Origin of the sequence: Streptomyces sp. NPDC001407 (assembly GCF_042895325.1) — a bacterium.
Taxonomy (GTDB): Bacteria; Actinomycetota; Actinomycetes; order Streptomycetales; family Streptomycetaceae; genus Streptomyces.
On the sequence record NZ_JBIAWF010000011.1, the window covers coordinates 22,685 to 47,742 of the forward strand.

Consider the following 25,058-nt stretch of genomic DNA (forward strand, 5'->3'; position numbering starts at 1 on the left):
AGACCCCGAAGGGTCCTCTTGCGGTCAAGCGATCTTTAGACGAGCTCTTGTTCCGGAGAGAGGCGTGGGTGGTGCCGTGCCGGCCGGCTCGCTGCATGTGTCCGTGCAGGATACGACGCGGAGTTGGTGTGACGCGCGACGGTCGGGGAACGAATCTGAGCCGAACGGGTGGCCTGGGACAGCGGTGCGGGACGGGGCCGGAGAGCGGGTCCCTGACCACCGCAAAAGGGCCGCGGGAGCGCCCCGGCGGAGGGGGCCCACGCGTCACCGGACGCGTACGGGCCGGGGCGCTGATACCCTGGTACCCCGTGGACCGGTGGGCGCAAGACCCCCCAACCGCAGCGACGGCACCCCCCGAAGAGACCGGGTGGTCGCCGATACGCACCTCACCTCGCGACCACGGGAGCCCCCCTTTGGCCATTGCCGCAAAGCCCACGACGACCAAGCACCTCTTCGTCACGGGGGGTGTCGCCTCCTCGCTCGGCAAGGGCCTGACCGCCTCCAGCCTGGGCGCGCTGCTCAAGGCGCGGGGGCTGCGGGTCACGATGCAGAAGCTCGACCCGTACCTGAACGTCGACCCGGGCACGATGAACCCGTTCCAGCACGGCGAGGTCTTCGTCACCAACGACGGCGCCGAGACCGACCTGGACATCGGCCACTACGAGCGCTTCCTCGACGTGGACCTCGACGGGTCCGCCAACGTCACCACCGGCCAGGTCTACTCCACCGTGATCGCCAAGGAGCGGCGCGGCGAGTACCTGGGCGACACCGTGCAGGTCATCCCGCACATCACCAATGAGATCAAGCACCGCATCCGGCGCATGGCGACCGACGACGTCGACGTCGTCATCACCGAGGTCGGCGGCACCGTCGGCGACATCGAGTCGCTGCCGTTCCTGGAGACGGTCCGTCAGGTCCGGCACGAGGTCGGCCGCGACAACGTCTTCGTCGTGCACATCTCGCTGCTGCCCTACATCGGCCCCTCCGGCGAGCTGAAGACCAAGCCGACCCAGCACTCCGTCGCCGCCCTGCGCAACATCGGCATCCAGCCCGACGCGATCGTGCTGCGCGCCGACCGCGAGGTCCCGACCGCCATCAAGCGCAAGATCTCGCTGATGTGCGACGTCGACGAGGCCGCCGTGGTCGCCGCGATCGACGCCCCGTCGATCTACGACATCCCCAAGGTGCTGCACACCGAGGGCCTGGACGCCTATGTCGTCCGCAAGCTGGACCTGCCGTTCCGCGATGTGAACTGGACCCAGTGGGAGGACCTGCTGGACCGCGTGCACAACCCCGAGCACGAGGTCACCGTCGCGCTCGTCGGCAAGTACATCGACCTGCCCGACGCCTATCTCTCGGTCACCGAGGCGATCCGCGCCGGCGGCTTCGCCAACCGTGCCAAGGTCAAGGTCAAGTGGGTCGCCTCCGACGACTGCAAGACCCCGGCCGGCGCGCAGAAGCAGCTCGGTGACGTCGACGCGATCTGCATCCCGGGCGGCTTCGGCGACCGCGGTGTGAACGGCAAGGTCGGCGCGATCACCTACGCCCGCGAGAACAAGGTCCCGCTGCTGGGCCTGTGCCTGGGCCTGCAGTGCGTGGTCATCGAGGCCGCGCGCAACCTCGCCGGCATCGAGGGCGCCAACTCCACCGAGTTCGACCCGGCCACCGCCAACCCGGTGATCTCCACCATGGCCGAGCAGCTGGACATCGTCGCGGGTGAGGGCGACATGGGCGGCACCATGCGACTGGGCATGTACCCGGCGAAGCTCGCCGAGGGCTCCATCGTCCGCGAGGTCTACGCGGACGAGCCCTACGTCGAGGAGCGCCACCGCCACCGCTACGAGGTCAACAACTCCTACCGCGCGGAGCTGGAGAAGGCCGGCCTGGTCTTCTCGGGCACGTCCCCCGACAACAAGCTCGTCGAGTACGTCGAGTACCCGCGCGAGGCGCACCCCTACCTGGTCGCCACCCAGGCGCACCCGGAGCTGCGCTCCCGCCCGACCCGCCCGCACCCGCTCTTCGCGGGCCTGGTGAAGGCGGCCGTCGAGCGCAAGCAGGGCTGACCTATACGGTTGCCGGGGTGGGGGCCCTTCCGGGCCCCCACCCCGGTTTTCTGTTTTCTGGAGGACATAGCAATGGGCATCAAGGACACTCCCGAGGAGTGGCCGGTCACCGCGACCGCGAACCCCTTCACCGGCAACAAGACGGGCGTGCGCACGGACGAGGTCGTCATGCCGGACGGCTCCACCGTCACCCGTGACTACCAGGTCCACCCCGGCTCGGTCGCCGTCCTCGCCCTCGACGAGCAGGGCCGGGTCCTGGTCCTCAAGCAGTACCGCCACCCCGTGCGCCAGAAGCTGTGGGAGATCCCCGCCGGGCTGCTCGACATCCCCGGCGAGAACCCGCTGCACGCCGCCCAGCGCGAGCTCTTCGAGGAGGCGCACGTCAAGGCCGAGGACTGGCGGGTGCTGACCGACGTCTACACCACGCCCGGCGGCTGCGACGAAGCCGTCCGGGTCTTCCTGGCCCAGGGCCTCTCGGAGGCCGACGGCGAGCGCTTCGAGGTCTCCGAGGAGGAGGCCGACATGGAGTTCGCCCGGGTGCCGCTGGAGGAGCTGGTGCGCGGCGTGCTCGCGGGCGAGCTGCACAACAACTGCCTGGTGGTGGGCGTGCTGGCGCTGACGGCCGCGCTGCGCGAGGGCGCGGCGGGCCTGGCCGCGCTGCGGCCCGCGGACGCGCCGTGGCCGGCCCGGCCCTTCACGGCGTAGCGGCGCCGCCGGGGCCCGCGGATTTTCCCCGGGCTCTTCCTCCGACCGTCCGGAGAACCGAATAGGTGATCTTCACGGAGCGGGCGTCGCGTGTCCGGGACCCCACCGGAGCGTGAACTAGGCTCAGGGCGTGCAGGGAAGAGAGTGGGCCCCGTGACGCAGCCGCGGCGACCGGTGTTCGTCGGGCGCCGCCGTGAGCTGGAGGAGCTGCGGGCCGACATCGACCGCACCGGACTCGACACCCTCGCGGGCCGCAAGTCGCCCCGCAGCAGGGTCCTCCTCATCGCCGGGCGCCCCGGCTCCGGCCGCACGGCGCTCGCCGAGGAGCTCGCCCGCAGACTGGCGGGCGACTACCCCGACGGCGTGCTGCGCGCCCGCCTCACGGGCGCCGACGGCGAGCCCGTGCCCACCGAGCGCACCGCCCGCGCCCTGCTCACCGCCGTCGGCGCGCCCGTGCCCGCCGGTGCGGAGGAGGACGAGCTGACGGCGGCGCTGCGCACCGCGCTCAACGGCCGCAAGGCGCTTCTGTTCCTCGACGACGCGGCGGGCGCCGAGCAGGTGGACCCGCTGCTGCCGGACGAGTCCGACTGCCTGGTCGTGGCCGTCTCCCGGGGGCCGCTGACCGGGGTGCCCGACGTGCGGCCCTGCACCCTGGGCGGCCTGGAGAAGGCGGCGGCCATAGAGCTGCTGGAACGGTACGCCGGGCCGACCCGGATCACCTGCGACCCGGTGGCCGCGAGCGCCGTCGTGGAGGAGTGCGGCGGCCAGCCCGCCGCGCTCGTCCTGATCGGCGGCTGGCTGGCGGCCGACTCCAAGGTCTCCATCGCCGACGTCGCCATCCGGCTGCGCGAGCTGCCGCCCGCCGAGGGCTACGACAGCGCGGGCCGCACGGTGGCGCGTGCCTTCTGGCTCGCCTACGAGGCGCTGCCGCCGCCCGCCGCGCGGATACTGCGGCTGCTGGCGCTGGCCCCGGCCGGTCCGGCCGACGCGCACACCACCTCCGCGCTGGCGGGCTGTTCGGTGGCCGCCGCGCAGACCGCGCTGGAGGACTTCGCCGACCGGGGCATGCTGCGCCCCGAGCCTGCGGTGGGCCATGTGCCGGCGCAATACTGGGTGCCCGGCTGCCTGGCACCGATGCTGCGGTCGCTGCTGGAGACCCAGGAGCGGCCCGCGGAGGTCGAGTTGGCACGGGCCCGGATGCTGGAACGGACGGTGCGTCAGCTGCACTCGTGCCGGGCGACCACCGAGACGGGCGACCCGCTGACCCGCAAGCGGCTCGCCGAGCTGCCGCGGCCGCTGCGCTTCCCGTCGCCGCGGGCCGCCGAGGAGTGGCTGCGGGGACGGCTGCCCGCGCTGCTCGCGGCGGCGCGGCTGGCGGTCGAGGACGGCCGTCTGGACACCCTCGCCCGGCGGCTGGTCTCCGCGCTGACCCGGGCGCTGACGGCCCATCTGGGCGCCGAGGAGGCGGGGCCGGAGCTCTACGGGCTGCACCAGCTCGTGCTGGACGTGGCGCAGCGCTGCGAGATGCCGCTGGAGAAGGCGGCCGCCCTGCTGAACCTCGGCGACCTCGACGCCCGCGCCGGCCGCACCCGCACCGCGCTGGGCCGCTACCGCGAGGCGCTGGACGCGGCGCGCGACGCCGGTGACCCGTACGCCATCAGCCGCTCGCTGGAGTCGATCGCCGCCGCGCAGCAGGAGCTGGGCGACTGGCAGCGGGCCGCCGACTGGTACCGCCGGGCGCTGGAGCTGCGGCTGACGCGCGGTGAACTCGCCGACGAGGCAAGGCTGTACGGGCGGCTGGGCGCCGTCCACGTCTACGCCGGGCAGTGGGGCGAGGCGCTGCGCGACTGGCGCGCGGCGGCGGCCGCCCACCGCAGGCTGCGCGATCTGCCGGGCCACGCCCGCGCGCTGACGGAGATCGCCCGGGTGCAGGAGTACGCGGGCCGCCCGCAGGACGCGCTGCGCACGTGCCGGGAGGCGGTGGAGTGCGCGCGGCAGGCGGGCGACGTACGGCTCCAGGCAGCGGTGCGGCTGCGGCTGGCGGACACCCTGGAGCGGCTCGGGGACCCCACCGCCGCGGGGGTGCACCGGGAGGAGGCCCGGCGGCTGCTGGCGGCGGGCGCGGGGCCGGTCCCCGAGACCGGTGGCGGTGCGATATCCGCTGCCGCGAGCCCGCCCGCGGAGCCTGCCGCGGACCTCCCTGCGAACCCCTCTGCGAACCCCTCTGTGAACCCCACCGCCCCGGCTGCTCGGTGCGAGCCCCCATCAACCGAGGGTTACCTACGAAATCAGTAGTTGATCGCCAGAAGATTGGTGCTTTGCAAGGCTAGACAGGGCGAGATCCTTCATTAGACTGGTTGGGCCGCGAGCGCCGCGGTCTGCTCTGGTGTGCTCCGGCATTTCCGGAATAGCCTGTCATTCTCTGATTCAAGGACCGTGATCGACGTGAAGGTCGGCATCCCCCGCGAGGTCAAGAACAACGAGTTCCGCGTGGCCATCACGCCCGCCGGCGTGCATGAGCTCGTGCGCAACGGCCACCAGGTCTACGTGGAGCAGGGCGCCGGCGTCGGCTCCTCCATCACGGACGCCGAGTACACGGCCGCGGGCGCCAACATCCTGGAGACCGCCGACGAGGTCTGGGAGACCGCCGACCTCCTGCTGAAGGTCAAGGAGCCGATCGCCGAGGAGTACCACCGCCTCCGCAAGGGCCAGACGCTCTTCACCTACCTGCACCTCGCCGCCTCCCGCGAGTGCACCGACGCGCTGCTCGAGTCCGGCACCACCGCCATCGCGTACGAGACGGTCGAGACCGCGAACCGCGCCCTGCCGCTGCTCGCCCCGATGTCCGAGGTCGCGGGCCGGCTGGCCCCGCAGGTCGGCGCCTACCACCTGATGCGCGCGGCCGGCGGCCGCGGCGTGCTGCCGGGCGGTGTCCCGGGCGTCGCCGCCGGCAAGGCCGTCGTCATCGGCGGCGGCGTCTCCGGCTGGAACGCCGCGCAGATCGCCATCGGCATGGGCTTCCACGTCACCCTGCTCGACAAGGACGTCAACAAGCTCCGCGAGGCCGACAAGATCTTCGGCACCAAGGTGCAGACGATCGTCTCCAACGCCTTCGAGCTGGAGAAGGCCGTCGTCGAGGCCGACCTCGTCATCGGCGCCGTGCTCATCCCGGGCGCCAAGGCCCCGAAGCTGGTCACCAACGAGCTCGTCGCCAAGATGAAGCCCGGAAGTGTACTTGTCGACATTGCGATCGACCAGGGCGGCTGCTTCGAGGACTCCCGGCCGACCACCCACGCGGAGCCGACCTTCCAGGTCCACGACTCGGTCTTCTACTGCGTCGCGAACATGCCCGGCGCGGTCCCGAACACCTCGACCTACGCGCTGACCAACGCCACGCTGCCCTACATCGTGGAGCTGGCCAACCGCGGCTGGCAGGAGGCGCTGCGCCGCGACGCCGCGCTCGCCAAGGGTCTCAACACCCACGAGGGACAGGTCGTTTACGGCCCCGTCGCCGAGGCGCACGGGCTGCCGCACCTCGAACTGAGCGACCTCCTCGGCTGAGTCGTCAACACGACACGCCAAGAACGCGCACCCGGCCGGGCCTTGCTCCACAAGGCCCGGCCGGGCCGTTTCGGGGCCGTTCCGGGGGCCCGCGAAACTTCCGGGCAATAGGTCGCACACCCTTGACAGAAGGGTGTTCGATTGCCGACACATCGTGCCGTCTCCGGCGGATTGTGTTGCTGCGGACCGCCGACACGCCATAGAGTCGCCAACCGTCGGCATGGTGCAACGCTGACCTATCTAGATGTTTCCTGGTCACCAAGGAGGTAGGACGACTTGTGAATGAGTCGACATTTGCTCCCGGGGGTGGTCACCCAGGAATGTCTGCGCAGGGCCAGAGTCCCGTGGGACTCCAAGCTGTCGGCTCCGTCGCTGTCCACACCTTCGCGGCACACCAGAACATCGAGAGCACACCGACAGCCCACCAGAGCATGGACGGCCATCACGTGAACGCCATGGCCGGCGACCGCGGCGGAGCGGATTCCGCCCGGCTCGCCGACTACGAGGACGTGCCCGAGGGGCACTTCTACGACCCTGACGCGGAGTACGAGCCCGACCCCGAGTACGCGGCCACCCTCGCGCCCGACGCTGCCCGGCAGCGCCGCGAGCGCATCGGCCCGACCGGGCGTCCCCTGCCGTACTTCCCCATCCCCGGTCCGCTGACCGACCACGGCCCCGCGAAGATCATCGCGATGTGCAACCAGAAGGGCGGGGTCGGCAAGACCACCTCGACCATCAACCTGGGCGCGGCACTCGCGGAGTACGGACGCCGGGTGCTGCTCGTCGACTTCGACCCGCAGGGCGCGCTCTCGGTCGGCCTCGGCGTCAACCCGATGGAGCTCGACCTGACGGTCTACAACCTGCTCATGGAGCGGGGCATGTCGGCCGACGAGGTGCTCCTGAAGACGGCCGTGCCCAACATGGACCTGCTGCCCAGCAATATCGATTTGTCAGCGGCCGAGGTCCAGCTCGTCAGCGAGGTCGCGCGCGAGTCGACGCTCCAGCGCGCCCTGAAGCCGCTGCTGGCCGACTACGACTACATCGTCATCGACTGCCAGCCCTCGCTCGGCCTGCTCACCGTCAACGCGCTGACGGCGGCTCACAAGGTGATCGTGCCGCTGGAGTGCGAGTTCTTCGCGCTGCGCGGTGTGGCCCTGCTCACCGAGACGATCGAGAAGGTCCAGGAGCGGCTCAACCCCGACCTGGAGCTGGACGGCATCCTCGCCACGATGTACGACTCGCGGACCGTGCACAGCCGCGAGGTGCTCGCGCGCGTGGTCGAGGCGTTCGACGACCACGTCTACCACACGGTCATCGGCCGGACGGTCCGCTTCCCCGAGACCACGGTCGCGGGCGAGCCGATCACGACGTACGCGTCCAACTCCGTGGGTGCCGCCGCCTACCGTCAGCTCGCCAGGGAGGTGCTCGCCCGGTGTCACGCCGAGTGAGTCTGCCCGGCGCCGACGAACTGTTCCGCACGACCGGGGGGACCGGGCTGCAGTCCTCCCCCCGCCGGCAGGCGAGCGGCGACGCGGCGCCCCGGGTCCCCGGCCCGGCCGCCGAGCCCGAGGCCGCGGAGAGCGGCGGTGACGAGGGCCGGGCCGAGCACGCCGGGCGGGGCACGGCGGGCACCGAGCGGGAGGCCGCGGGCGAGCGCCGCGCCGCCGCGCAGGCCCCCGACCGCACCCGCGGCGAGCCCGTCGCCCCGGCCCAGGGCCGCCGCCGCGGCCGGGCCGCCAACCGCAGGCCCAGCGGCCGCGAGCGCCACGACGAGAAGATCACCGTCTATGTCTCCGCCGAGGAGCTCATGGACCTCGAACACGCCCGGCTGGTGCTGCGCGGCGAGCACGGCCTGGCCGTCGACCGCGGCAGGATCGTCCGCGAGGCCGTCGCCGTCGTCCTCGCCGACCTGGAGTCGCGGGGCGACGCGAGCATCCTCGTGCGCCGCCTGCGCGGCCGCTGAGCGCGTTCGCCGATAGCCTGCCCGTCCGGAGACCGCGGGACCGCCCCGGCGGCCCGCAGCGGCCCCCACAGGCCCGTACGGGTGCGTACGAGTCGTGGGGCTGCCCCGGACCGGCCCCGTACCACCCCGCGACCCCTGGACAGCGACCGAACCTCATGCCCGCCCCGCCCGCCGTCCCCGCCCCCCAGGCCCGCCGAGCCCTCGGCCACGGGCCCGGCGCGCCCGCCGCCGAGGAGCGGCGGGAGGGCGACGGCCGGTTCACCGTGCGGCTGGACAACTTCGAGGGGCCCTTCGACCTGCTGCTCCAGCTGATCTCCAAGCACAAGCTGGACGTCACCGAGGTCGCCCTGTCCAAGGTCACCGACGAGTTCATGGCGCACCTGCGCGCCATGGGCCAGGACTGGGACCTCGACCAGACCACCGAGTTCCTGGTCGTGGCCGCGACGCTGCTGGACCTCAAGACGGCCCGGCTGCTGCCCGCCGCCGAGGTCGAGGACGAGGCCGACCTCGCCCTCCTGGAGGCCAGGGACCTGCTCTTCGCCCGGCTGCTGCAGTACCGCGCCTTCAAGAGGATCGCCGACATCCTCGGCGAGCGGCTGGCGGCCGAGGAGCGCCGCCACCCCCGTACGGTCGGGCTGGAGCCGCACCACGCCGAGCTGCTGCCCGAGGTCGTCCTCGGCATCGGTCCGCAGGGCCTGGCCGAGCTCGCCGTCAAGGCGATGCGGCCCAGGGCCGCGCCGCAGGTGTACGTCGAACACATCCACGCGCCCCTGGTCAGCGTCCAGGAACAGGCCGCCGTCGTCGTGGCCCGGCTGCGCTCGGCCGGGCGGGCGAGCTTCGGGCAGCTCACCGAGGACGCCCCCGACACCCTGACCGTCGTGGCCCGCTTCCTGGCCCTGCTGGAGCTCTACCGCGAGCGCGCCGTCGCCCTCGACCAGGACGAGGCCCTGGGCGCGCTGACGGTCCGCTGGACCGGCGCGGACGACGAGGGCGAGCCACTGGTGACCGACGAATTCGACCGCGAGAGCACGGCCGACGAGGCCGGGGAGGCCACAGCGTGACCCACGACGCCCACGACCGAGGCACCGGGGAGGCGGCCCCCGCCGGGCTGCGCGACGTGGCCGGGCTCCCGCTGAAGCCCGCCCTGGAAGCCGTCCTCATGGTCGTCGACGAGCCGGTGGGGGAGGACTACCTCGCCCGCGTCCTGGAGCGCGGGCGCCGCGAGGTGGCGGACGCGCTGCGCGAACTGGCCGACGAGTACACCCTCCAGGAGCGCGGCTTCGAGCTGCGGAACGTCGCCGGGGGCTGGCGCTTCGCCAGCCGGGCCGCGTACGCCGACGCCGTCGAGAGCTTCGTCCTGGACGGCCGCCAGGCACGGCTGACCCAGGCCGCGCTGGAGACCCTGGCCGTTGTCGCGTACCGTCAGCCGGTCAGCCGTTCGCGGGTCTCCGCCGTACGCGGGGTGAACTGCGACGGCGTCATGCGCACCCTCCTCCAGCGCGGTCTGGTGGAGGAGACGGGGACGGAACCCGAAACAGGTGCGATCCTGTACAGGACGACGAACTACTTTCTGGAGCGAATGGGCCTGAGGGGCCTGGACGAGCTCCCGGAGCTCGCGCCCTTCCTCCCTGAGGCAGACGCGATCGAGGGCGACACTCAGGAAGGTGTGCCGTCGTTCGATCCGGACGCACCGGACACCGACGCAGACGACAAGACGGAACTTTGATGCGAAGCAGCGGCAGGAACAGCGGAAGCGGCAACCGGGACGACCGGGGCGCCCGAGGAGGGTCCCCCCGGCCGTCGTCCGGGGGCGGCCGCTCCGGCGGCGCGCGCTCGGGCGGCGGACGCTCCGAGGGCGGTCGCTTCGACGGCGGCCGCTCGGGCGGGCGCCCCGAGGGAGGCCGCTCCGGCGGCCGTTTCGACGGCGGGCGCGCCGGTGACCGGCGGGACGACCGCCGCGACGACCGGCGGGGCGACCGCCGCGATGATCGTCGTGACGACCGGCGGGACGACCGCCGTGACGACCGGCCCCAGGAGCGCCCGCGCCGGCCGCGCCCCGAGGAGCGCCGTTACGACGTGGGCCCCGACGCCGAGCGCACCCGCTCCGGCGCCAACAGCGGCCGTACCAGCGGTCCCACCAGCGGCCGCGGCGCGGCCGCCCGCGGTGGCGCCAAGGGCGGCCCGCGCAAGAGCTCCACGGCCGGTTCCGGCGGGCGCAGCAGCGGGCCCGCCCGTGGCCACGGCTATGCCCCGGCCCGCCCGCGCGAGCTCGACGCCAAGATCGAGGAGCGCAACCGGGAGCGGCACAGCAAGCCCCAGGTGAAGACCCCCAAGACCTTCCCCGGCGCCGAGCAGGAAGGCGAGCGCCTGCAGAAGGTGCTGGCCCGGGCCGGCATGGGCTCGCGCCGCGCCTGCGAGGAGCTCGTCGACCAGGCGCGCGTCGAGGTCAACGGCCGGATCGTCACCGAGCAGGGCCTGCGGGTCGACCCGGAGAAGGACGAGATCAAGGTGGACGGCCTGACCGTCGCCACCCAGTCGTATCTCTTCTTCGCGCTCAACAAGCCGGCCGGTGTCGTCTCCACCATGGAGGACCCCGACGGCCGCCAGTGCCTCGGCGACTACGTCACCAACCGCGAGACCCGGCTCTTCCACGTCGGCCGTCTCGACACGGAGACCGAGGGCATCATCCTGCTCACCAACCACGGTGAGCTGGCCCACCGCCTGACGCACCCCCGCTACGGCGTGCAGAAGACCTATCTCGCGGCCATCACGGGCCCGCTGCCGCGCGACATCGGCAAGCAGCTCAAGAGCGGCATCGAGCTCGAGGACGGCTGGGCCCGCGCGGACAACTTCCGCGTGATCCAGCAGACCGGCAAGAACTACCTGGTCGAGGTCACGCTCCACGAGGGCCGCAAGCACATCGTCCGGCGGATGCTGGCCGAGGCGGGCTTCCCGGTGGAGAAGCTGGTCCGCACGTCCTTCGGGCCGATCGCGCTGGGCGACCAGAAGTCGGGCTGGCTGCGCCGCCTGACGAACACCGAGGTCGGCATGCTGATGCGCGAGGTCGAGCTCTAGGCCCCACCACGGGCGCTGCCCACGTGCCGTACGGACCGGTCCACCCGGCCCGTACGGCACGCGTGTCTCAGGACCAGACCGCGAGCCCCGTCGCCCGGCCCTCCTCGTCGCGCTGGATCTCCATCATTCCCTCCACCGCCTCGCGGTTGATCCGGCCGAAGACATGCGGGAAGAGCGTGCCGGGCGCCACACCCGGCGGCGGCGCCGGGTCCGCGGCCTCCCAGCGGACCATCACGTCCAGCTTGTGCTCGTCGATCAGCAGCACCATCAGCGGGCCGGGGGTGTCGCGGTAGAAGGCGGAGGCCACCGCGAGCGTCGTCTCCTCGTCGGGGGAGCAGTGCACGAAGCCGTCGTCGGAGAGGGAGGCGGGGGAGTACGGGCGGTCGGGCACGGCCAGCCAGTCGTCCAGGGGCACCACGTGGTAGATCATGTACATGGTTGTACCGGGTCGCCGCCCTCCGCGGGCGCATCACCGCCGGGTGCCGCGCCGGATGCGATGCGGAGCCCGTGCGCGGGACCCGCCGGGCACGACCTAGGCTGGGCAGGCACTCTCCGCTCTCCGCAAGGACACCGTCTGTGAGAACCGCTCTCGTCATCGGTACCGGACTGATCGGCACCTCGGTCGCGCTCGCGCTCCACAGCCGCGGGGTCCAGGTCCACCTCATGGACCACGACCCCGCCCAGGCACGTACGGCCGCCGCGCTCGGCGCCGGCACGGACGAGGAGCCCGAGGGCCGCGTCGACCTCGCCGTCGTCGCCGTACCCCCCGCGCACGTCGCCGGGACCCTCGCCGAGGCCATCCGCGGCGGCCGGGCCCGCGGCTATCTCGACGTGGCCAGCGTCAAGGGCGGCCCCCGCCGCGACCTGGAGGCGCTGGGCTGCGACCTCAGCGGCTACCTCGGCACGCACCCCATGGCCGGCCGGGAGCGCTCCGGGCCGCTCGCGGGCACCGCCGACCTCTTCGAGGGCCGCCCGTGGGTGCTCACCCCCACCCGCGAGACCGACACCGAGGTCCTCAACCTCGCGCTCGAACTGGTCTCCCTCTGCCGGGCCGTCCCCGTCGTCATGGACGCCGACGCCCACGACCGGGCCGTCGCCCTCGTCTCGCACACCCCGCAGCTGGTCTCCAGCATGGTCGCGGCCCGCCTCCAGGACGCGGACGAGACCGCCGTGCGGCTGTGCGGCCAGGGCATCCGCGACGTCACCCGGATCGCGGCCTCCGACCCGCGGCTGTGGCTCGACATCCTCTCCGCCAACCCCGGCCCCGTCGCCGAGATCCTCTCCGCCGTCGCCGCCGACCTCGACGAGACCGTGCGGGCCCTGCGCGCGCTGGACTCCGCGGACAAGGAGGAGCGGGAGCGGGGCGCGGCCGACGTCGAGGACGTCCTGCGCCGCGGCAACGCGGGCCGCGGCCGGGTCCCGGGCAAGCACGGCGCGGCCCCCACGGCGTACGAGACGGTGACCGTCCTCATCGGCGACCAGCCGGGCGAGCTGGCCCGGATCTTCGCCGACGCGGGCCGGGCGGGCGTCAACATCGAGGACGTCCGCATCGAGCACGCCACCGGCCAGCAGGCGGGTCTGATGCAGCTGATGGTCGAGCCGCGCGCCGTGCCGGTGCTGGTCGCGGCTCTCACCGACCGCGGCTGGTCGATCCGGCAGTAGGCCCGGCGAGAGGACGGGCGGTGAGCCAGTAACCTTGTCCGAGGCTGCAATAGGACTCACCGTCCGCACCGCCGAAACGTAAACCCCCCGTGCACGAGGAAGGTGTCTCACACCGTGAACAACGCCGGCAATGCCGTAACCGCCGCCCGGATCGCACCGGCAGCAGTCGTCGTCGGCATCGACGGTCCTTCCGGCACGGGCAAGTCCAGCACCTCCAAGGCCGTGGCCGCGAAGCTCGGACTGCGCTACCTGGACACCGGCGCCCAGTACCGGGCGATCACCTGGTGGATGCTGAGCAATGGCATCGACGTCGACGACGCCGCCGCCGTGGCCGCCGCCGCGGGCAAGCCGGAGATCGTCTCCGGCACCGACCCGTCCGCGCCGAGCATCACGGTCGACGGTGCCGACGCGGCGGGGCCCATCCGCACCAAGGAGGTCACCTCCGCGGTCAGCGCCGTCAGCGCCGTCCCCGAGATCCGCACCCGGCTGACCGAGCTCCAGCGGGCCATCGCCGCCGAGGCGCCGCACGGCATCGTCGTGGAGGGCCGGGACATCGGCACCACCGTGCTGCCCGACGCCGACCTCAAGATCTTCCTGACCGCGTCGGCCGAGGCCCGCGCCGCGCGCCGCAGCGGCGAGCTCAAGGGCAAGGAGGCCAGTGACCTGGCCGCCACCCAGGCCGCCTTGATCAAGCGGGACGCCGCCGACTCCGGCCGCAAGACCTCCCCGCTGGCCAAGGCCGCGGACGCCGTCGAGGTGGACACCACCGACCTGACGCTCGATCAGGTCATCGAGTGCGTGGTCACCCTCGTCGAGGAGCGGCGGAGCGTGACCGGGAGTGAGTGAGGCGGGCGGCGCGACGGCCTCCGCGTCCGGTGCCGCCGTCGGCCGGCGGATCGGCATCGGCCTCATGTACGGGCTGTGGAAGCCCCGTGTGCTGGGCGCCTGGCGGGTGCCCGCCGCGGGGCCCGTCATCATGGCGGTCAACCACTCCCACAACGTCGACGGCCCGATGCTGATGGGCACCGCGCCCCGGCCGGTGCACTTCCTGATCAAGCAGGAAGCCTTCGTCGGACCGCTGGACCCCTTCCTGCGCGGGATCGGCCAGCTGAAGGTCGACCGCTCGGGCCCGGACCGCACCGCGATCACCGGTGCGCTGGAGGTCCTGGAGCACGGCGGCGTCCTGGGGATCTTCCCCGAGGGCACCCGCGGTGAGGGCGACTTCGCGTCGCTGCGCGCCGGGCTCGCCTACTTCGCGGTCCGCTCCGGGGCGCCGATCGTGCCGGTCGCGGTCCTCGGCAGCGCCGAGCGCCGCAGCCGGGCGATACGGGCCCTGCCGCCGCTGCGCAGCCGCGTCGACGTCGTCTTCGGCGACGCCTTCGAGGCGGGGGACGGCAGCGGACGGCGCACGCGCACGGCGCTGGACCAGGCGACCGTGCGCATCCAGGAGCGCCTCGCCGCGCACCTGGCCGACGCCAGGCGGCTCACCGGCCGCCACGGTGTCATTCCGGGGGAGACCCCCCGGACCCCGCGAGACTTCGAGTAGTGGACCGCGCACAGCGGCCCACCGATGACGATGAACGAGGAACGGACTTCATGAACGACCAGATCCACTCCGGCGACGAGCACGGTGAGCTTGGCGACGCCGAGTTTGCGGAGTTCATGGAGCTCGCGGCGCAGGAAGGCTTCGACGCCGAGGAGATCGAGGGCGCCCTGGTGGAGGCGGGCCATGGCCCGCTGCCCCGGCTCGCCGTCGTCGGCCGCCCCAACGTCGGCAAGTCGACCCTGGTGAACCGCATCATCGGCCGCCGCGAGGCCGTCGTCCAGGACAAGCCGGGCGTCACCCGCGACCGCGTCACCTACGAGGCCGAGTGGGCCGGCCGCCGCTTCAAGGTCGTCGACACCGGCGGCTGGGAGCAGGACGTCCTCGGCCTGGACGCCTCCGTGGCCGCGCAGGCGGAGTACGCCATCGAGGCCTCCGACGCGGTCGTCTTCGTCGTGGACGCCACCGTCGGCGCCACCGACACCGACGAGGCCGTCGTCAAGCTGCTGCGCCGGGCCGGCAAGCCCGTCGTGCTCTGCGCCAACAAGGTCGACGGCCAGTCCGGCGAGGCCGACGCCGCCGCCCTGTGGTCGCTGGGCCTGGGCGAGCCGCACCCGGTCTCCGCCCTGCACGGCCGTGGCACCGGCGACATGCTCGACGCGGTCCTGGAGGCCCTGCCCGAGGCCCCCGCCCAGACCTTCGGCGGCCCCGGCGTCGGCGGCCCCCGCCGCATCGCCCTGATCGGCCGCCCCAACGTCGGCAAGTCCTCCCTGCTGAACAAGGTCGCGGGCGAGGAGCGCGTCGTCGTCAACGAGCTGGCCGGCACCACCCGCGACCCGGTCGACGAGCTGATCGAGCTCGGCGGCGTGACCTGGAAGTTCGTGGACACCGCCGGCATCCGCCGCCGTGTCCACCTCCAGGAGGGCGCGGACTACTACGCCTCGCTGCGCACCGCGGCCGCCGTGGAGAAGGCCGAGGTCGCCGTCATCCTCATCGACTCCAGCGAGTCGATCAGCGTCCAGGACCAGCGGATCATCACCATGGCCGTCGAGGCCGGGCGTGCGATGGTCATCGCGTTCAACAAGTGGGACACCCTCGACGAGGAGCGCCGCTACTACCTGGAGCGCGAGATCGAGACCGAGCTCGCGCAGGTCGCGTGGGCGCCGCGGGTCAATGTCTCGGCGCGTACGGGCCGCCACATGGAGAAGCTCGTCCCGGCGATCGAGACGGCCCTCGCGGGCTGGGAGACCCGCATCCCCACCGGGCGGCTGAACGCCTTCCTCGGTGAGATCGTCGCCTCCAACCCGCACCCGGTCCGCGGTGGCAAGCAGCCGCGCATCCTCTTCGGCACGCAGGCGGGCACCAAGCCGCCGCGCTTCGTGCTCTTCGCCTCCGGCTTCCTGGAGGCGGGCTACCGCCGCTTCATCGAGCGCCGCCTCCGCGAGGAGTTCGGCTTCGAGGGCACGCCGATCCACATCTCGGTGCGGGTGCGGGAGAAGCGCGGGCGGAACAAGTAGCAGAGGGACGGGGCGGGGAGCGCGGCGGAGGCCCGGGCCCCGACGGCCGGGCCCGGGGTGACTCGAGTCCGGCTCAGAAGCCGCGCACGCGGCCGTCCCGCGGAGCGGGCGGCAGCGCGGCGGGCACGTGCCCGCCGCGCTGCCGCCCGTAATACGTGTCCCACGCGGCGGTGTACCCCGAGTGGCCCGGATACGCGGGCTGGCCGCCGAGCTGGCCGAAATGGCCCTGCCCGCCGTACTGGCCGTGGGCGACCAGCTGGTGGCCGAACCCCGAGAACCTCAAGTCCTCCTCGCCCGTCCGGTCGAAGGGCAGCGCCCGGAACGAGCGACGGTACTCGGCGTAGAGCGCATCGTAGATCGGGGTCACCGAGGCGGTGTGGCTCTGCGGGGCGGCGTCGCGGGGTGGGCGCATGCCGGGGATGTGATGGGGGTACGGGATCCGGGGGGCAGGCTCGTATGAGTGCACATCCGAGCCAACGAGTCCGTGGCCCGGGGGATGCGGGCCGGGCCGGGAATGGCCCGTAGCGGTGTGACGCATGGGCAGCGGGAGCGCGGTGTGACTCATGTGCCCGCGAGCGGCATGGACGCCGCGACCAGCTGACCGCGCGCGGCCGCGCGGTCCAGCGCCTCGCGGAGCAGGTCCTCGCGCGGCTGCTGGCCGATCGTGCCGACGGGCGCCGCGAAGACCAGCACCTTCTTGGTCTTGTTGACCGCCGAGCGCCACTCCTGGGCGACCTCCATCGCCTGGTGCGCCTGCCACCACGCCGACGGCGTGCCGCCACCGGTGCCCGGCTGGAGGATGGCGTGCAGCCGGCCGACGGCCAGCAGCACCGACCAGCCCGGGGTGGGCGGCGGCACCTGGTCGATGGCGGCGACCGGGGAGAAGCCCTGCTCGATCAGGAGCGGCAGGAAGACGTCGACCGGGCCGGTGGTGCCCGGCCGGGCGATGGGCGCGAGCGGCTCGACGACCAGCGCGGGGTGCAGGTCACCGTCGATCAGGACGAGCCCGCTGGTCACCCCCAGCTCGGCCTGGACCGGCCCGTCGGTGCCGATGGGCACCACGGGCGGCCCCGCCGGGGCCTGGGCCGCGCCCTCGCCGGTGATGGACCGGACGGCGCCCTGGAGCTGCTCCTCGGAGACGGGGACGACCTGGGAGGGGATGCAGGCGGCGTGCGCGAAGGCGAGCACGGCCGTCTCCTCGCCGACGAAGAGCACCGTGCTGGTGGGCTCCCGCTCGGTGTCGCCCGGTGTGCGGCAGGAGGTGCAGTCATAGCTGCCGGGGGCGTTGTCGCCGCCGAGCAGACGGTCGGCTTCCTCGTCGCCGATCTCGGCGCGGACGTCGTCACTGACGTCGAGCATGCGAGGCACGGGTGGCTCCTCGAACTTGGTGCGTGTGCGCCGGGCGGTTCCCGGCTCTCGGGAAGACAACGGACGATCCGTGGCAGGGGTCACGCTTCCGGGCCGGGCGCCCGGCCCGGCCGGTGACAACGGCCGAAAGTTCCCGCTTCCGCTACCGATTCGCCATCGCTTGCAGAACGAGTTGGTGATCAGGGCCAACCCGCAAGCCTTCCCCACGGTCTAATCTCTCGGTAGGCGGGCTGCACGGAATGTCCGCGGCGAAACGGCTGCATACGGGGACGAATGCACATCTCATTCCTGATTCACAACGCGTACGGCATCGGCGGCACGATCCGCACCACGTACAACCTCGCGGGCACGCTCGCCGAGCACCACGACGTGGAGATCGTCTCCGTCTTCCGCCACCGCGAGGAGCCCGTCTTCGCGCCGAGCCCCAAGGTGCGCCTGCGCCACCTGGTGGACCTCCGCAAGGGCACCCCGGGCTATGAGGGCGACGACCCGGAGTACGAGCGCCCCGCCACCGTCTTCCCCGCCACCGAGGGGCGCTACAAGCAGTACAGCGCGCTCACCGACCGGCGGATCGCCGAGCACCTGCGGAGCCTGGACAGCGACGTCGTCGTCGGCACCCGCCCCGGCCTCAACGTGCACATCGCCCAGCAGGCCCGGCACGGCGTCGCCCGCGTCGGCCAGGAGCACCTGACGCTCGGCACCCACTCCCCGCAGCTGAAGCTGACGCTGCGCACGCACTACCCCCGGCTCGACGCCGTCACCACCGTCACCGAGGCCGACGCCGCGACCTACCGCAAGCTGATGCGGCTGCCCGGTGTGCGGGTGGAGGCCGTCCCCAACAGCATCCCCGCCCCCGCCCTCGCCCCCGCCGACGCCACCGGCAAGTGGGTGATCGCCGCCGGCCGGCTCGCCCCCGCCAAGCGCTACGACCTGCTGATCCGTGCCTTCGAGAAGGTCGTCGCCGAGCGCCCCGACTGGCGGCTGCGGATCTACGGCGCGGGCGCGGAGCGGGCGAAGCTGCGCGCGCAGATCGACAAGCGCGGCCTCTACAACCACGTCTACCTCATGGGCCCCGCCACCCCCCTCGACGCCGAGTGGGTCAAGGGCTCCATCGGCGCCGTCACCTCCAGCCTGGAGTCCTTCGGCATGACCATCGTCGAGGCGATGCGCAGCGGCCTGCCGGTGGTCTCCACCGACTGCCCGCACGGCCCCGGCGAGATCATCGACAACGGTGTCGACGGACTGCTGGTGCCCACCGGCAAGGTCGACGCGATCGCCGCCGGCCTGCTGAAGCTGATCAACGACGACGACCTGCGGCGGCGCATGGGGCAGGCGGCCCTGGCGAGCTCCGCCCGCTTCGACCCGGCCGAGGTCGCCGGCCGCTACGAGGCGCTCTTCACCGACCTGGCCTCGCGCGGCGGTCTGCGCGGCTCGCTGCACCGCACCCGGGGGGCCCTGCTCAGCAGCGCGTTGCGGACCAAGGACAGGAGCCGCACCGCCCTGCGGAAGGCGCGGGCCGCATGACGCCGCCCATCGATCCCGCCGTGCCCCACGGGCACACCTCACCCGACGAACCGACCGGCCCGTCCGCCACCCCGCACGCGGCCAGCACACCCGAGGAGCCCACCATCGTGTCTGCCCCTCCCCAGCCCTTCGGCGTGGAGGATCCGAGCGCCGACTGCATCGCGGACTCCGCGGGCGGGCTCACCTTCGACCTCGACGCCCCCGGCCTCGCCGACGCCCCCGGTGACTGGTCCGCGGCCCTGGTGCTGCGCCGCCGCGGTGCCGAGGAGGCGGGTGAGCACGAGGAGATCAGGCTGCCGCTCGCGCCCGACGGCGACGGCCGGCTGCGCGCCGTCCTGCCCAGCACCGTCGCCCTCCCCGAGGGCCGCTGGGACGTCTACGCCGCCTGCGCCGACGCCGAGCCCAGACGCCTGGTGCCCGGCCTCGCCGACCTCCGCTCGCTGGTCGACCGCAGACCCGGCCCCAGCACCTCCCCGCTGGCGGTCCGTATCCCCTACGCGACCAAGCACGGCAACCTCTCGCTGCGCAGCTGGCTGCGCGGACCCCACGCCGAGGCCGGCGACCTCGTCCTCGACGCCACCGGTCTGACCCTGCACGGCCGCCTCTACCGGGCGGCGGACCCGGCCGCCTGGCTGGCCGGCGCCGTGGTCGAGGCCCGCCTGCGCCGGGACCCCGAGCGGGTGCGTACGTTCCCCGTCGCCCCGGCCAAGGAAGAGGGCGCCGACGACCAGGACTTCACCTGCGCGCTCCCCTTCGCGGCCCTGGCCGAGGAGTGGCAGGGCGGGCCGGACGTCTGGGACCTCTGGGTGCGCGGCGCCGAAGGCGCGGAGACCGCCCGCATCGCCCGCATCCTGGACGACGTCGCCGACAAGAAGCAGATCTTCGTCTACCCGGCGCAGACCGTCGACGCCGCGTACGCGCCCGCGCAAGCCGGCCCGTATTACACGGCCGACAACGACCTCGCGATCCGGGTCGACGAACGCCCGCCCACCGTGCGCTGATCCACCGGCCGGCGGGCCGGCGCGGAGTATGGTTCGAGGGCAGGGGGGCACTCGCATCTATGGAGGTGCGAAACCATGGTTCCTGTCCTTCTCGTCCTGCTGCTGGCCCTGCTGCTCTTCGGGGTCGGCTTCGCCGTCAAGATCCTGTGGTGGATCGCGGTCGCGGTCCTGGTGATCTGGCTCCTCGGCTTCCTCTTCCGGTCCACAGGGGCCGGGGGCACAAGGGGCCGCTGGTACCGGTGGTGAGCGATGGCCCTTGACGACGCGCAGGGGCACGTAAGAACGCGGCCTGCCGCCAAGGACCGTGAGCCGTCCTTCGCGGCAGGCCGACGCGCGCCCGGGGCCTTTCAGGCCCCGGCCGGCCGGGGTGCCGTGACCGGTGGTTCCGCCTCCCGCACCGCCTCCGGGTGGTGCAGGTCGAAGGCCGGTGACTCGGAGCGGATCCGGGGCAGCGCCGTGAAGTTGTGCCGAGGCGGCGGACAGGACGTCGCCCACTCCAGCGAACGGCCGTACCCCCAGGGGTCGTCGACCTCGACCCGCTCGCCGTACCGCGCGGTCTTCCAGACGTTGTAGAGGAACGGCAGCGTGGAGAGGCCCAGCAGGAACGCCCCGATCGAGGACACCGTGTTGAGCGCGGTGAAGCCGTCTGCCGCCAGATAGTCCGCGTACCGCCGGGGCATGCCCTCGACGCCCAGCCAGTGCTGGACGAGGAAGGTGGTGTGGAAGCCCACGAACAGCGTCCAGAAGTGGATCTTCCCCAGCCGTTCGTCGAGCATCTTCCCCGTGAGCTTGGGCCACCAGAAGTAGAAGCCCGCGAACATCGCGAAGACCACCGTCCCGAACACCACGTAGTGGAAGTGCGCCACCACGAAATAGGTGTCCGTGACGTGGAAGTCCAGCGGCGGCGACGCCAGGATCACGCCCGTGAGCCCGCCGAAGAGGAAGCTCACCAGGAAGCCGACCGCCCACAGCATCGGCGCCTCGAAGGACAGCGACCCCTGCCACATGGTGCCGATCCAGTTGAAGAACTTCACCCCGGTCGGCACCGCGATCAGGAAGGACATGAAGGAGAAGAACGGCAGCAGCACCGCGCCGGTGGCGAACATGTGGTGCGCCCACACCACCACCGACAGCGCCGTGATCGCCATCGTGGCGCCGACAAGCATCACGTAACCGAAGATCGGCTTCCGCGAGAAGACCGGGATGATCTCCGTGATGATGCCGAAGAACGGCAGCGCGATGATGTAGACCTCGGGATGGCCGAAGAACCAGAACAGGTGCTGCCACAGCAGCGCCCCGCCGTTCTGCGGCTCGAAGATCTGCGCCCCGAACCGCCGGTCCGCCTCCAGGCAGAGCAGCGCCGCCGCCAGCACGGGGAAGGCCAGCAGCACCAGGATCGAGGTGAAGAGGACGTTCCAGGTGAAGACCGGCATCCGGAACATCGTCATCCCGGGCGCGCGCATCCCGATGATGGTGGTCAGGAAGTTCACCGCGCCCAGGATCGTGCCGAAGCCCGATAGTGCCAGGCCCATGATCCACATGTCCGCGCCGGTGCCCGGTGAACGGACCGCGCTGCTCAGCGGCGCGTAGCCGGTCCAGCCGAAGGAGGCGCCGCCCTCGGGCATCAGCAGGCTGCTCACCACGATCAGCCCGCCGAAGAGATAGAGCCAGTACGCGAACATGTTCAGCCGGGGGAACGCCACGTCCGGCGAGCCGATCTGCAGTGGCATGATCGCGTTGGCGAAGCCCGCGAAGGCCGGCGTCGCGAAGAGCAGCAGCATGATCGTGCCGTGCGCGGTGAACGTCTCGTTGAACTGTTCGTTGGACATGAACTGGAGCCCGGGCCGCGCCAGTTCGGCGCGCATCAGCATCGCCAGCAGCCCGGCCGCCAGGAAGAAGCAGAACGATGTGATCAGATAGAGATGGCCGATCTTCTTGTGATCGGTGGTCGTCAGCCAGTCCACCAGGATCCGGCCGGGCTGCCGCTCCCGCACCGGACCGGCGGCCGCGTGCGCGGTGTCCGTCCCCATCTGCGCTCCCTCGATTGTCTTCGTCGACGGGCTTTCGGGCTCACGCCATGATGCTCGCCGCGCGCCCGTCGCGCGAGGGTGCGTCACGTGCGCCCGGCGGTCAGTCCCGGGGCAGCAGCGGCCCGAGGGGGCCGAGGTCCAGGTTCAGGTCCGAGGCGTCCAGGCCGTAGCGCGCCCGCAGTTCCGCCATCCTCTCGGCCAGCAGCATCAGCGTCAGCCCGATCCGTTCCTCCTGGTCCTCGGTCAGGTCCCCCTGGCCGACGCGGCGCAGCGCCTGACGCTCCATCAGTTTGCGGACCAGCTCGACGAGCGTCAGGACCAGCCGCATCAGATCCCGCTCGACGGTGTCCTCGTCGAGCTCCAGCCGGCGCGTCACGGCGCCACCTCCTTCGCCCACGGCCCCCACGGCGAGGGCAGTTGATCGCCCACCGAGCCGATCACGGCGTGCAGATCGATCCGTACGAGGTCGACGTCGGCTATCCGCAGGGTGAGGTCCCCGGCCACCACGACCCCGCCCGCGAGCAGTCGGTCGAGGACGTCGAGCAGGGACAGCTCCTGCCGCGGGGCGAGCGGGCCGGTCACGGTGTGCCCCGGGTGACGAAGGAGTACGGCGCCCACGGCCCCGAGAGCTCCACCCGCGGGCCGTCCGGGTGTTCCGCGAGCGTCCCCACCGCCGAACGGAACTGGTGGGAGCGCTCGCGGCGCACCAGATAGGCGGCGTTGAGGACGTTGCGGCCGGGGCGCCCGGAGAGCCGGTTGTCCCGGGTGGGGTGCAGGCGGGCCTCCTCGGCGAGGGCGAGCAGTGTGCTGTGGACGCTGTCGGCCGTCTCGTCCGCGTGCCGCCGCGCTGCCTCGCGGGCCCGGGCCTCGGCACCGCGCCGGGCGAGGTAGCCGCGGCCGGAGCGGTCGTCGGTGAGGGGCGACGGCTCCGGCTCGGGGCGCGGCGGGATCCAGACCTTCACGGCCCACTCGTCCCGCCCGTCGAGCCTGCCGAGCGTCGTGGTGAGCTCCTCGTGTCCGGCCGTCAGCATCCGCCGTACGCCCGCCTCGTCGCGGTAGACGGTCGCCAGCCGCAGCGGCAGCACACAGGCCAGGGCCGTGGCCGCGTCGACCACCCGCTGGTGGCCGCGCGCCACGCGCTCCAGCCAGGCGAGGTCCTCCAGGTGCTCCCGCAGGGGCGCCTCGTCGAACTCCGCCGCCGGGACCGGCTCCACCAGGGCCACCAGGTCCCGCTCCCGCACGGCCCGCACGCGCCGGCCCGTCACTCCCTCCACCTCCGTCACCGTGGTCAGCGCGGCCGCCGGCAGGTCGGCGTCCCGGGCCACGGCGTAGGCGTACAGCAGCATTCCGGGTGTCGTGTCCGTGTCCGTGTTCGTGTCCGTCCTCATGTCGTCTCCCGCGCCTCCAGTTCGGCGATACGGGCCTTCAGCCGCTCGTTCTCCGCGCCCAGGCCGCGGCGGTGGGAGCCGCCGGGGGAGAGCGCCGGGTCGTGCTCCCACCAGTCGATGCCCATCTCCTTCGCCTTGTCGACGGAGACCACGATCAACCGCAGCTTGATGGTGAGGAGTTCGATGTCGAGCAGATTGACGCGGATGTCGCCCGCGATCACCACGCCCTTGTCGAGCACCCGCTCCAGGATGTCGGCGAGGTTGGCCGAGCCCGCGGGCGGCTGGGGGTCGGGCAGCCGGCTGGGGAAGGTCATCGGGTCACCCCCCGCCGCCGCCCCTCTTCCAGCCGGTCCAGGAGCGCGTCCTCCTGCCGGTCGAATTCCGCCTCGTCGATCAGCCCGTTCGTCAGTCTCGCCTCCAGCTCCTTGAGCTCGGCCCGGATCGTGGCCGGGTCGTGGTGGATGCGCTCCGCCTCAGCCAGCACCTGGCGCAGCACCCAGCCGATGAACGTCATGACTCGACGAAGCTGTAGGGCGGCAGCGGCCCGTTCACCTTGAGGTCCAGCTGGGGGTGCGCCTCCTCCAGCCGGCCCACCGCGGTGAGCAGTTCCTGGGCGGCGGTCCTCGGCACCAGCAGGGAGAGGTTCACGAACCAGCCCGTGCTCTCCGGGCCCGGCCGGGAGTCCTCGGCCAGCGGCGCCAGCGTGTCCAGGACCAGCACGGCGTCGCGCTTCTCCCGCTCGCGCACGCTCTCGGCGACCAGCTCGCCGAAGCGCAGCCGCTGCTGGTAGGAGCCGCCGCCGGTCGCCCGGTCGGCCTCCGCCAGGGCGCGCAGCTCGGCGTTCTCGGCGAGTACGAGGTGGATCACCGCGTCCTCGCGGTGCACGGCCTTGACGTTGTACTCGACGCGGTCGGTGAGCCGCTCCAGCTGTCCGCGGTAGCGGTCGGCGTGCTCCGCGAGGACGGCGCGCACCTTCTCGTCGCTGTCGGAGACGCTGCCGAACCGCAGGGGCAGCACCGCGGCCCGCTTGCCCACCTCGGCCAGTACCTGCTGGTGGGCCAGCAGGTCGCGGCGCTTGGGCCGCAGCTGCTCGGGGCAGTCGCTGACGACCGCGCACAGCCCGTCCTCGCCGAGGACGCGCACGGGGCGCGGTGGGTCGCCGATGCCGGTGAGTCCTTCGGGCAGGCCGGTCCGCTCGCCGCGCGCGATGCCGTAGACGTAGGTGGTCACTCGCTCTCCTCCTTGTCCTTCCGGGAGCCGGTGGCACGGCGGACGCGGGCCTCGCCCTTGTCCTTCGCCTGGCCCAGGGCGTCGGTGACGGTCTGCGCGGCGCCGGACAGCGCGCCCTTGGTCTTGCCGCGGGCGCCGTTCTCGGTCACCTCGCCGACGAGTTCGGGCAGACCGGCGCTCCGGTGCGGACCGGCCTCCAGGTCGAGGCGGTTGCACGCCTCGGCGAACCGCAGGTAGGTGTCCACGCTGGCCACCACCACGCGTACGTCGATCTTCAGGATCTCGATGCCGACCAGGGAGACGCGGACGAACGCGTCGATCACCAGGCCGCGGTCGAGAACGAGTTCCAGTACGTCGTACAGGCCACTGGTGCCGCCCGCACCCCCGGGCTGCTGCGCCGGGACAACGCTCATGTCGGACACCTTCCT

Annotated in this window: 27 protein-coding genes; 16 read left to right on the forward strand and 11 right to left on the reverse strand. The window is 72.7% G+C overall.

What is annotated here, in order from left to right:
* The first annotated feature begins 413 nt into the window (after positions 1-413).
* The 9 genes from ACFY1P_RS16905 to ACFY1P_RS16945 all read left to right on the forward strand — a co-directional run bounded on the left by ACFY1P_RS16905 (position 414) and on the right by ACFY1P_RS16945 (position 11,367).
* Positions 414-2,063, forward strand: a complete 1,650-nt coding sequence (locus ACFY1P_RS16905) for a CTP synthase (RefSeq protein WP_390750995.1) — start codon at positions 414-416, stop codon at positions 2,061-2,063.
* A gap of 72 nt (positions 2,064-2,135) precedes the next feature.
* Entirely contained in the window at positions 2,136-2,768 is a 633-nt protein-coding gene (locus ACFY1P_RS16910) for an NUDIX domain-containing protein (RefSeq protein WP_390750996.1), read from the forward strand.
* A 144-nt stretch (positions 2,769-2,912) separates the two neighbouring features.
* Positions 2,913-5,063, forward strand: a complete 2,151-nt coding sequence (locus ACFY1P_RS16915) for a tetratricopeptide repeat protein (protein WP_390750997.1) — start codon at positions 2,913-2,915, stop codon at positions 5,061-5,063.
* Positions 5,064-5,213: 150 nt separating this feature from the next.
* A complete protein-coding gene (ald, locus tag ACFY1P_RS16920) occupies positions 5,214-6,329 on the forward strand; it encodes an alanine dehydrogenase (protein WP_361534922.1) in 1,116 nt (371 codons plus the stop codon).
* Between the two features lie 320 nt (positions 6,330-6,649).
* On the forward strand, positions 6,650-7,777 hold the full coding sequence (locus ACFY1P_RS16925) for a ParA family protein (protein WP_361534919.1): 1,128 nt from the start codon (positions 6,650-6,652) through the stop codon (positions 7,775-7,777).
* On the forward strand, positions 7,762-8,292 hold the full coding sequence (locus ACFY1P_RS16930) for a hypothetical protein (protein ID WP_390750998.1): 531 nt from the start codon (positions 7,762-7,764) through the stop codon (positions 8,290-8,292). The genes ACFY1P_RS16925 and ACFY1P_RS16930 overlap by 16 nt, the downstream gene beginning before the upstream one ends.
* A 155-nt stretch (positions 8,293-8,447) precedes the next feature.
* The gene (locus ACFY1P_RS16935) at positions 8,448-9,353 is read left to right on the forward strand and encodes a segregation/condensation protein A (RefSeq protein WP_361535765.1); all 906 of its coding nucleotides are present in this window, start codon (positions 8,448-8,450) and stop codon (positions 9,351-9,353) included.
* Positions 9,350-10,018, forward strand: a complete 669-nt coding sequence (scpB, locus tag ACFY1P_RS16940) for an SMC-Scp complex subunit ScpB (protein ID WP_361535762.1) — start codon at positions 9,350-9,352, stop codon at positions 10,016-10,018. Before ACFY1P_RS16935 ends, scpB begins: the two co-directional genes overlap by 4 nt.
* Positions 10,018-11,367, forward strand: coding sequence for a pseudouridine synthase (locus ACFY1P_RS16945; RefSeq protein ID WP_390750999.1), 1,350 nt, complete (start codon positions 10,018-10,020; stop codon positions 11,365-11,367). Before scpB ends, ACFY1P_RS16945 begins: the two co-directional genes overlap by 1 nt.
* Before the next feature lie 67 nt (positions 11,368-11,434).
* Here the strand turns inward: ACFY1P_RS16945 and ACFY1P_RS16950 are convergent, their stop codons facing one another.
* The gene (locus ACFY1P_RS16950) at positions 11,435-11,797 is read right to left on the reverse strand and encodes a DUF952 domain-containing protein (RefSeq protein WP_229324618.1); all 363 of its coding nucleotides are present in this window, start codon (positions 11,795-11,797) and stop codon (positions 11,435-11,437) included.
* A gap of 146 nt (positions 11,798-11,943) precedes the next feature.
* Between ACFY1P_RS16950 and ACFY1P_RS16955 the strand changes: the two genes are divergently transcribed.
* The 4 genes from ACFY1P_RS16955 to der all read left to right on the forward strand — a co-directional run bounded on the left by ACFY1P_RS16955 (position 11,944) and on the right by der (position 16,089).
* Positions 11,944-13,029 carry a prephenate dehydrogenase gene (locus ACFY1P_RS16955; protein WP_361534678.1) on the forward strand — a complete coding sequence of 362 codons (1,086 nt, stop codon included), beginning with the start codon at positions 11,944-11,946 and terminating at the stop codon, positions 13,027-13,029.
* A gap of 114 nt (positions 13,030-13,143) precedes the next feature.
* Complete coding sequence (cmk, locus tag ACFY1P_RS16960; protein WP_361534681.1) at positions 13,144-13,875, forward strand: (d)CMP kinase; 732 nt, start codon at positions 13,144-13,146, stop codon at positions 13,873-13,875.
* Between the two features lie 64 nt (positions 13,876-13,939).
* The gene (locus tag ACFY1P_RS16965) at positions 13,940-14,575 is read left to right on the forward strand and encodes a lysophospholipid acyltransferase family protein (RefSeq protein ID WP_390751082.1); all 636 of its coding nucleotides are present in this window, start codon (positions 13,940-13,942) and stop codon (positions 14,573-14,575) included.
* 50 nt (positions 14,576-14,625) lie between these two features.
* Positions 14,626-16,089 carry a ribosome biogenesis GTPase Der gene (gene der / locus ACFY1P_RS16970; protein ID WP_361534687.1) on the forward strand — a complete coding sequence of 488 codons (1,464 nt, stop codon included), beginning with the start codon at positions 14,626-14,628 and terminating at the stop codon, positions 16,087-16,089.
* A gap of 73 nt (positions 16,090-16,162) precedes the next feature.
* Here der and ACFY1P_RS16975 read toward each other — a convergent pair whose 3' ends face one another.
* Positions 16,163-16,501: a hypothetical protein gene (locus ACFY1P_RS16975; protein ID WP_390751000.1), complete on the reverse strand. Its 339-nt coding sequence runs from the start codon at positions 16,499-16,501 to the stop codon at positions 16,163-16,165.
* A 149-nt stretch (positions 16,502-16,650) separates the two neighbouring features.
* Positions 16,651-17,457 carry a hypothetical protein gene (locus ACFY1P_RS16980; RefSeq protein WP_361533162.1) on the reverse strand — a complete coding sequence of 269 codons (807 nt, stop codon included), beginning with the start codon at positions 17,455-17,457 and terminating at the stop codon, positions 16,651-16,653.
* 273 nt (positions 17,458-17,730) lie between these two features.
* Between ACFY1P_RS16980 and ACFY1P_RS16985 the strand changes: the two genes are divergently transcribed.
* The 3 genes from ACFY1P_RS16985 to ACFY1P_RS16995 all read left to right on the forward strand — a co-directional run bounded on the left by ACFY1P_RS16985 (position 17,731) and on the right by ACFY1P_RS16995 (position 20,228).
* The gene (locus ACFY1P_RS16985) at positions 17,731-18,981 is read left to right on the forward strand and encodes a glycosyltransferase family 4 protein (RefSeq protein ID WP_390751001.1); all 1,251 of its coding nucleotides are present in this window, start codon (positions 17,731-17,733) and stop codon (positions 18,979-18,981) included.
* Positions 18,978-19,982: a hypothetical protein gene (locus tag ACFY1P_RS16990; protein WP_361533168.1), complete on the forward strand. Its 1,005-nt coding sequence runs from the start codon at positions 18,978-18,980 to the stop codon at positions 19,980-19,982. The genes ACFY1P_RS16985 and ACFY1P_RS16990 overlap by 4 nt, the downstream gene beginning before the upstream one ends.
* A gap of 75 nt (positions 19,983-20,057) precedes the next feature.
* Positions 20,058-20,228 (forward strand): hydrophobic protein, encoded by a 171-nt coding sequence (locus tag ACFY1P_RS16995; protein ID WP_361533171.1) that lies wholly within the window; start codon positions 20,058-20,060, stop codon positions 20,226-20,228.
* A gap of 101 nt (positions 20,229-20,329) precedes the next feature.
* Here the strand turns inward: ACFY1P_RS16995 and ctaD are convergent, their stop codons facing one another.
* The 8 genes from ctaD to ACFY1P_RS17035 all read right to left on the reverse strand — a co-directional run bounded on the left by ctaD (position 20,330) and on the right by ACFY1P_RS17035 (position 25,043).
* Positions 20,330-22,012, reverse strand: a complete 1,683-nt coding sequence (gene ctaD / locus ACFY1P_RS17000; RefSeq protein WP_361533174.1) for a cytochrome c oxidase subunit I — start codon at positions 22,010-22,012, stop codon at positions 20,330-20,332.
* A 100-nt stretch (positions 22,013-22,112) separates the two neighbouring features.
* Positions 22,113-22,388, reverse strand: coding sequence for a gas vesicle protein K (locus tag ACFY1P_RS17005; RefSeq protein ID WP_361533177.1), 276 nt, complete (start codon positions 22,386-22,388; stop codon positions 22,113-22,115).
* Positions 22,385-22,594, reverse strand: a complete 210-nt coding sequence (locus ACFY1P_RS17010; RefSeq protein ID WP_390751002.1) for a gas vesicle protein — start codon at positions 22,592-22,594, stop codon at positions 22,385-22,387. Before ACFY1P_RS17010 ends, ACFY1P_RS17005 begins: the two co-directional genes overlap by 4 nt.
* Positions 22,591-23,400, reverse strand: a complete 810-nt coding sequence (locus ACFY1P_RS17015; RefSeq protein ID WP_361533183.1) for a GvpL/GvpF family gas vesicle protein — start codon at positions 23,398-23,400, stop codon at positions 22,591-22,593. Before ACFY1P_RS17015 ends, ACFY1P_RS17010 begins: the two co-directional genes overlap by 4 nt.
* On the reverse strand, positions 23,397-23,714 hold the full coding sequence (locus tag ACFY1P_RS17020) for a gas vesicle protein (RefSeq protein WP_361533186.1): 318 nt from the start codon (positions 23,712-23,714) through the stop codon (positions 23,397-23,399). Before ACFY1P_RS17020 ends, ACFY1P_RS17015 begins: the two co-directional genes overlap by 4 nt.
* Positions 23,711-23,914: a gas vesicle protein GvpG gene (locus ACFY1P_RS17025; protein WP_390751003.1), complete on the reverse strand. Its 204-nt coding sequence runs from the start codon at positions 23,912-23,914 to the stop codon at positions 23,711-23,713. The genes ACFY1P_RS17020 and ACFY1P_RS17025 overlap by 4 nt, the downstream gene beginning before the upstream one ends.
* The gene (locus ACFY1P_RS17030) at positions 23,911-24,630 is read right to left on the reverse strand and encodes a GvpL/GvpF family gas vesicle protein (protein WP_361533192.1); all 720 of its coding nucleotides are present in this window, start codon (positions 24,628-24,630) and stop codon (positions 23,911-23,913) included. The genes ACFY1P_RS17025 and ACFY1P_RS17030 overlap by 4 nt, the downstream gene beginning before the upstream one ends.
* Positions 24,627-25,043, reverse strand: coding sequence for a gas vesicle structural protein GvpA (locus ACFY1P_RS17035; RefSeq protein ID WP_361533195.1), 417 nt, complete (start codon positions 25,041-25,043; stop codon positions 24,627-24,629). The genes ACFY1P_RS17030 and ACFY1P_RS17035 overlap by 4 nt, the downstream gene beginning before the upstream one ends.
* Between the last annotated feature and the right edge of the window lie 15 nt (positions 25,044-25,058).

Excerpts from the sequence above, each read along its gene's own strand:
- ACFY1P_RS17035 (WP_361533195.1), bottom strand. The coding sequence starts at position 25,043 with ATGAGCGTTGTCCCGGCGCAGCAGCCCGGGGGTGCGGGCGGCACCAGT.
- ACFY1P_RS16990 (WP_361533168.1), top strand. The coding sequence starts at position 18,978 with ATGACGCCGCCCATCGATCCCGCCGTGCCCCACGGGCACACCTCACCC.
- ACFY1P_RS16950 (WP_229324618.1), bottom strand. The coding sequence starts at position 11,797 with ATGATCTACCACGTGGTGCCCCTGGACGACTGGCTGGCCGTGCCCGAC.
- ACFY1P_RS16910 (WP_390750996.1), top strand. The coding sequence starts at position 2,136 with ATGGGCATCAAGGACACTCCCGAGGAGTGGCCGGTCACCGCGACCGCG.
- ACFY1P_RS16995 (WP_361533171.1), top strand. The coding sequence starts at position 20,058 with ATGGTTCCTGTCCTTCTCGTCCTGCTGCTGGCCCTGCTGCTCTTCGGG.
- der (WP_361534687.1), top strand. The coding sequence starts at position 14,626 with ATGAACGACCAGATCCACTCCGGCGACGAGCACGGTGAGCTTGGCGAC.
- ACFY1P_RS17020 (WP_361533186.1), bottom strand. The coding sequence starts at position 23,714 with ATGACCTTCCCCAGCCGGCTGCCCGACCCCCAGCCGCCCGCGGGCTCG.
- ctaD (WP_361533174.1), bottom strand. The coding sequence starts at position 22,012 with ATGGGGACGGACACCGCGCACGCGGCCGCCGGTCCGGTGCGGGAGCGG.
- ACFY1P_RS16935 (WP_361535765.1), top strand. The coding sequence starts at position 8,448 with ATGCCCGCCCCGCCCGCCGTCCCCGCCCCCCAGGCCCGCCGAGCCCTC.
- ACFY1P_RS16975 (WP_390751000.1), bottom strand. The coding sequence starts at position 16,501 with ATGCGCCCACCCCGCGACGCCGCCCCGCAGAGCCACACCGCCTCGGTG.
- ACFY1P_RS16985 (WP_390751001.1), top strand. The coding sequence starts at position 17,731 with ATGCACATCTCATTCCTGATTCACAACGCGTACGGCATCGGCGGCACG.
- ACFY1P_RS16965 (WP_390751082.1), top strand. The coding sequence starts at position 13,940 with ATGTACGGGCTGTGGAAGCCCCGTGTGCTGGGCGCCTGGCGGGTGCCC.
- ACFY1P_RS17015 (WP_361533183.1), bottom strand. The coding sequence starts at position 23,400 with ATGAGGACGGACACGAACACGGACACGGACACGACACCCGGAATGCTG.
- ACFY1P_RS16925 (WP_361534919.1), top strand. The coding sequence starts at position 6,650 with ATGTCTGCGCAGGGCCAGAGTCCCGTGGGACTCCAAGCTGTCGGCTCC.
- ACFY1P_RS17025 (WP_390751003.1), bottom strand. The coding sequence starts at position 23,914 with ATGACGTTCATCGGCTGGGTGCTGCGCCAGGTGCTGGCTGAGGCGGAG.
- ACFY1P_RS16945 (WP_390750999.1), top strand. The coding sequence starts at position 10,018 with ATGCGAAGCAGCGGCAGGAACAGCGGAAGCGGCAACCGGGACGACCGG.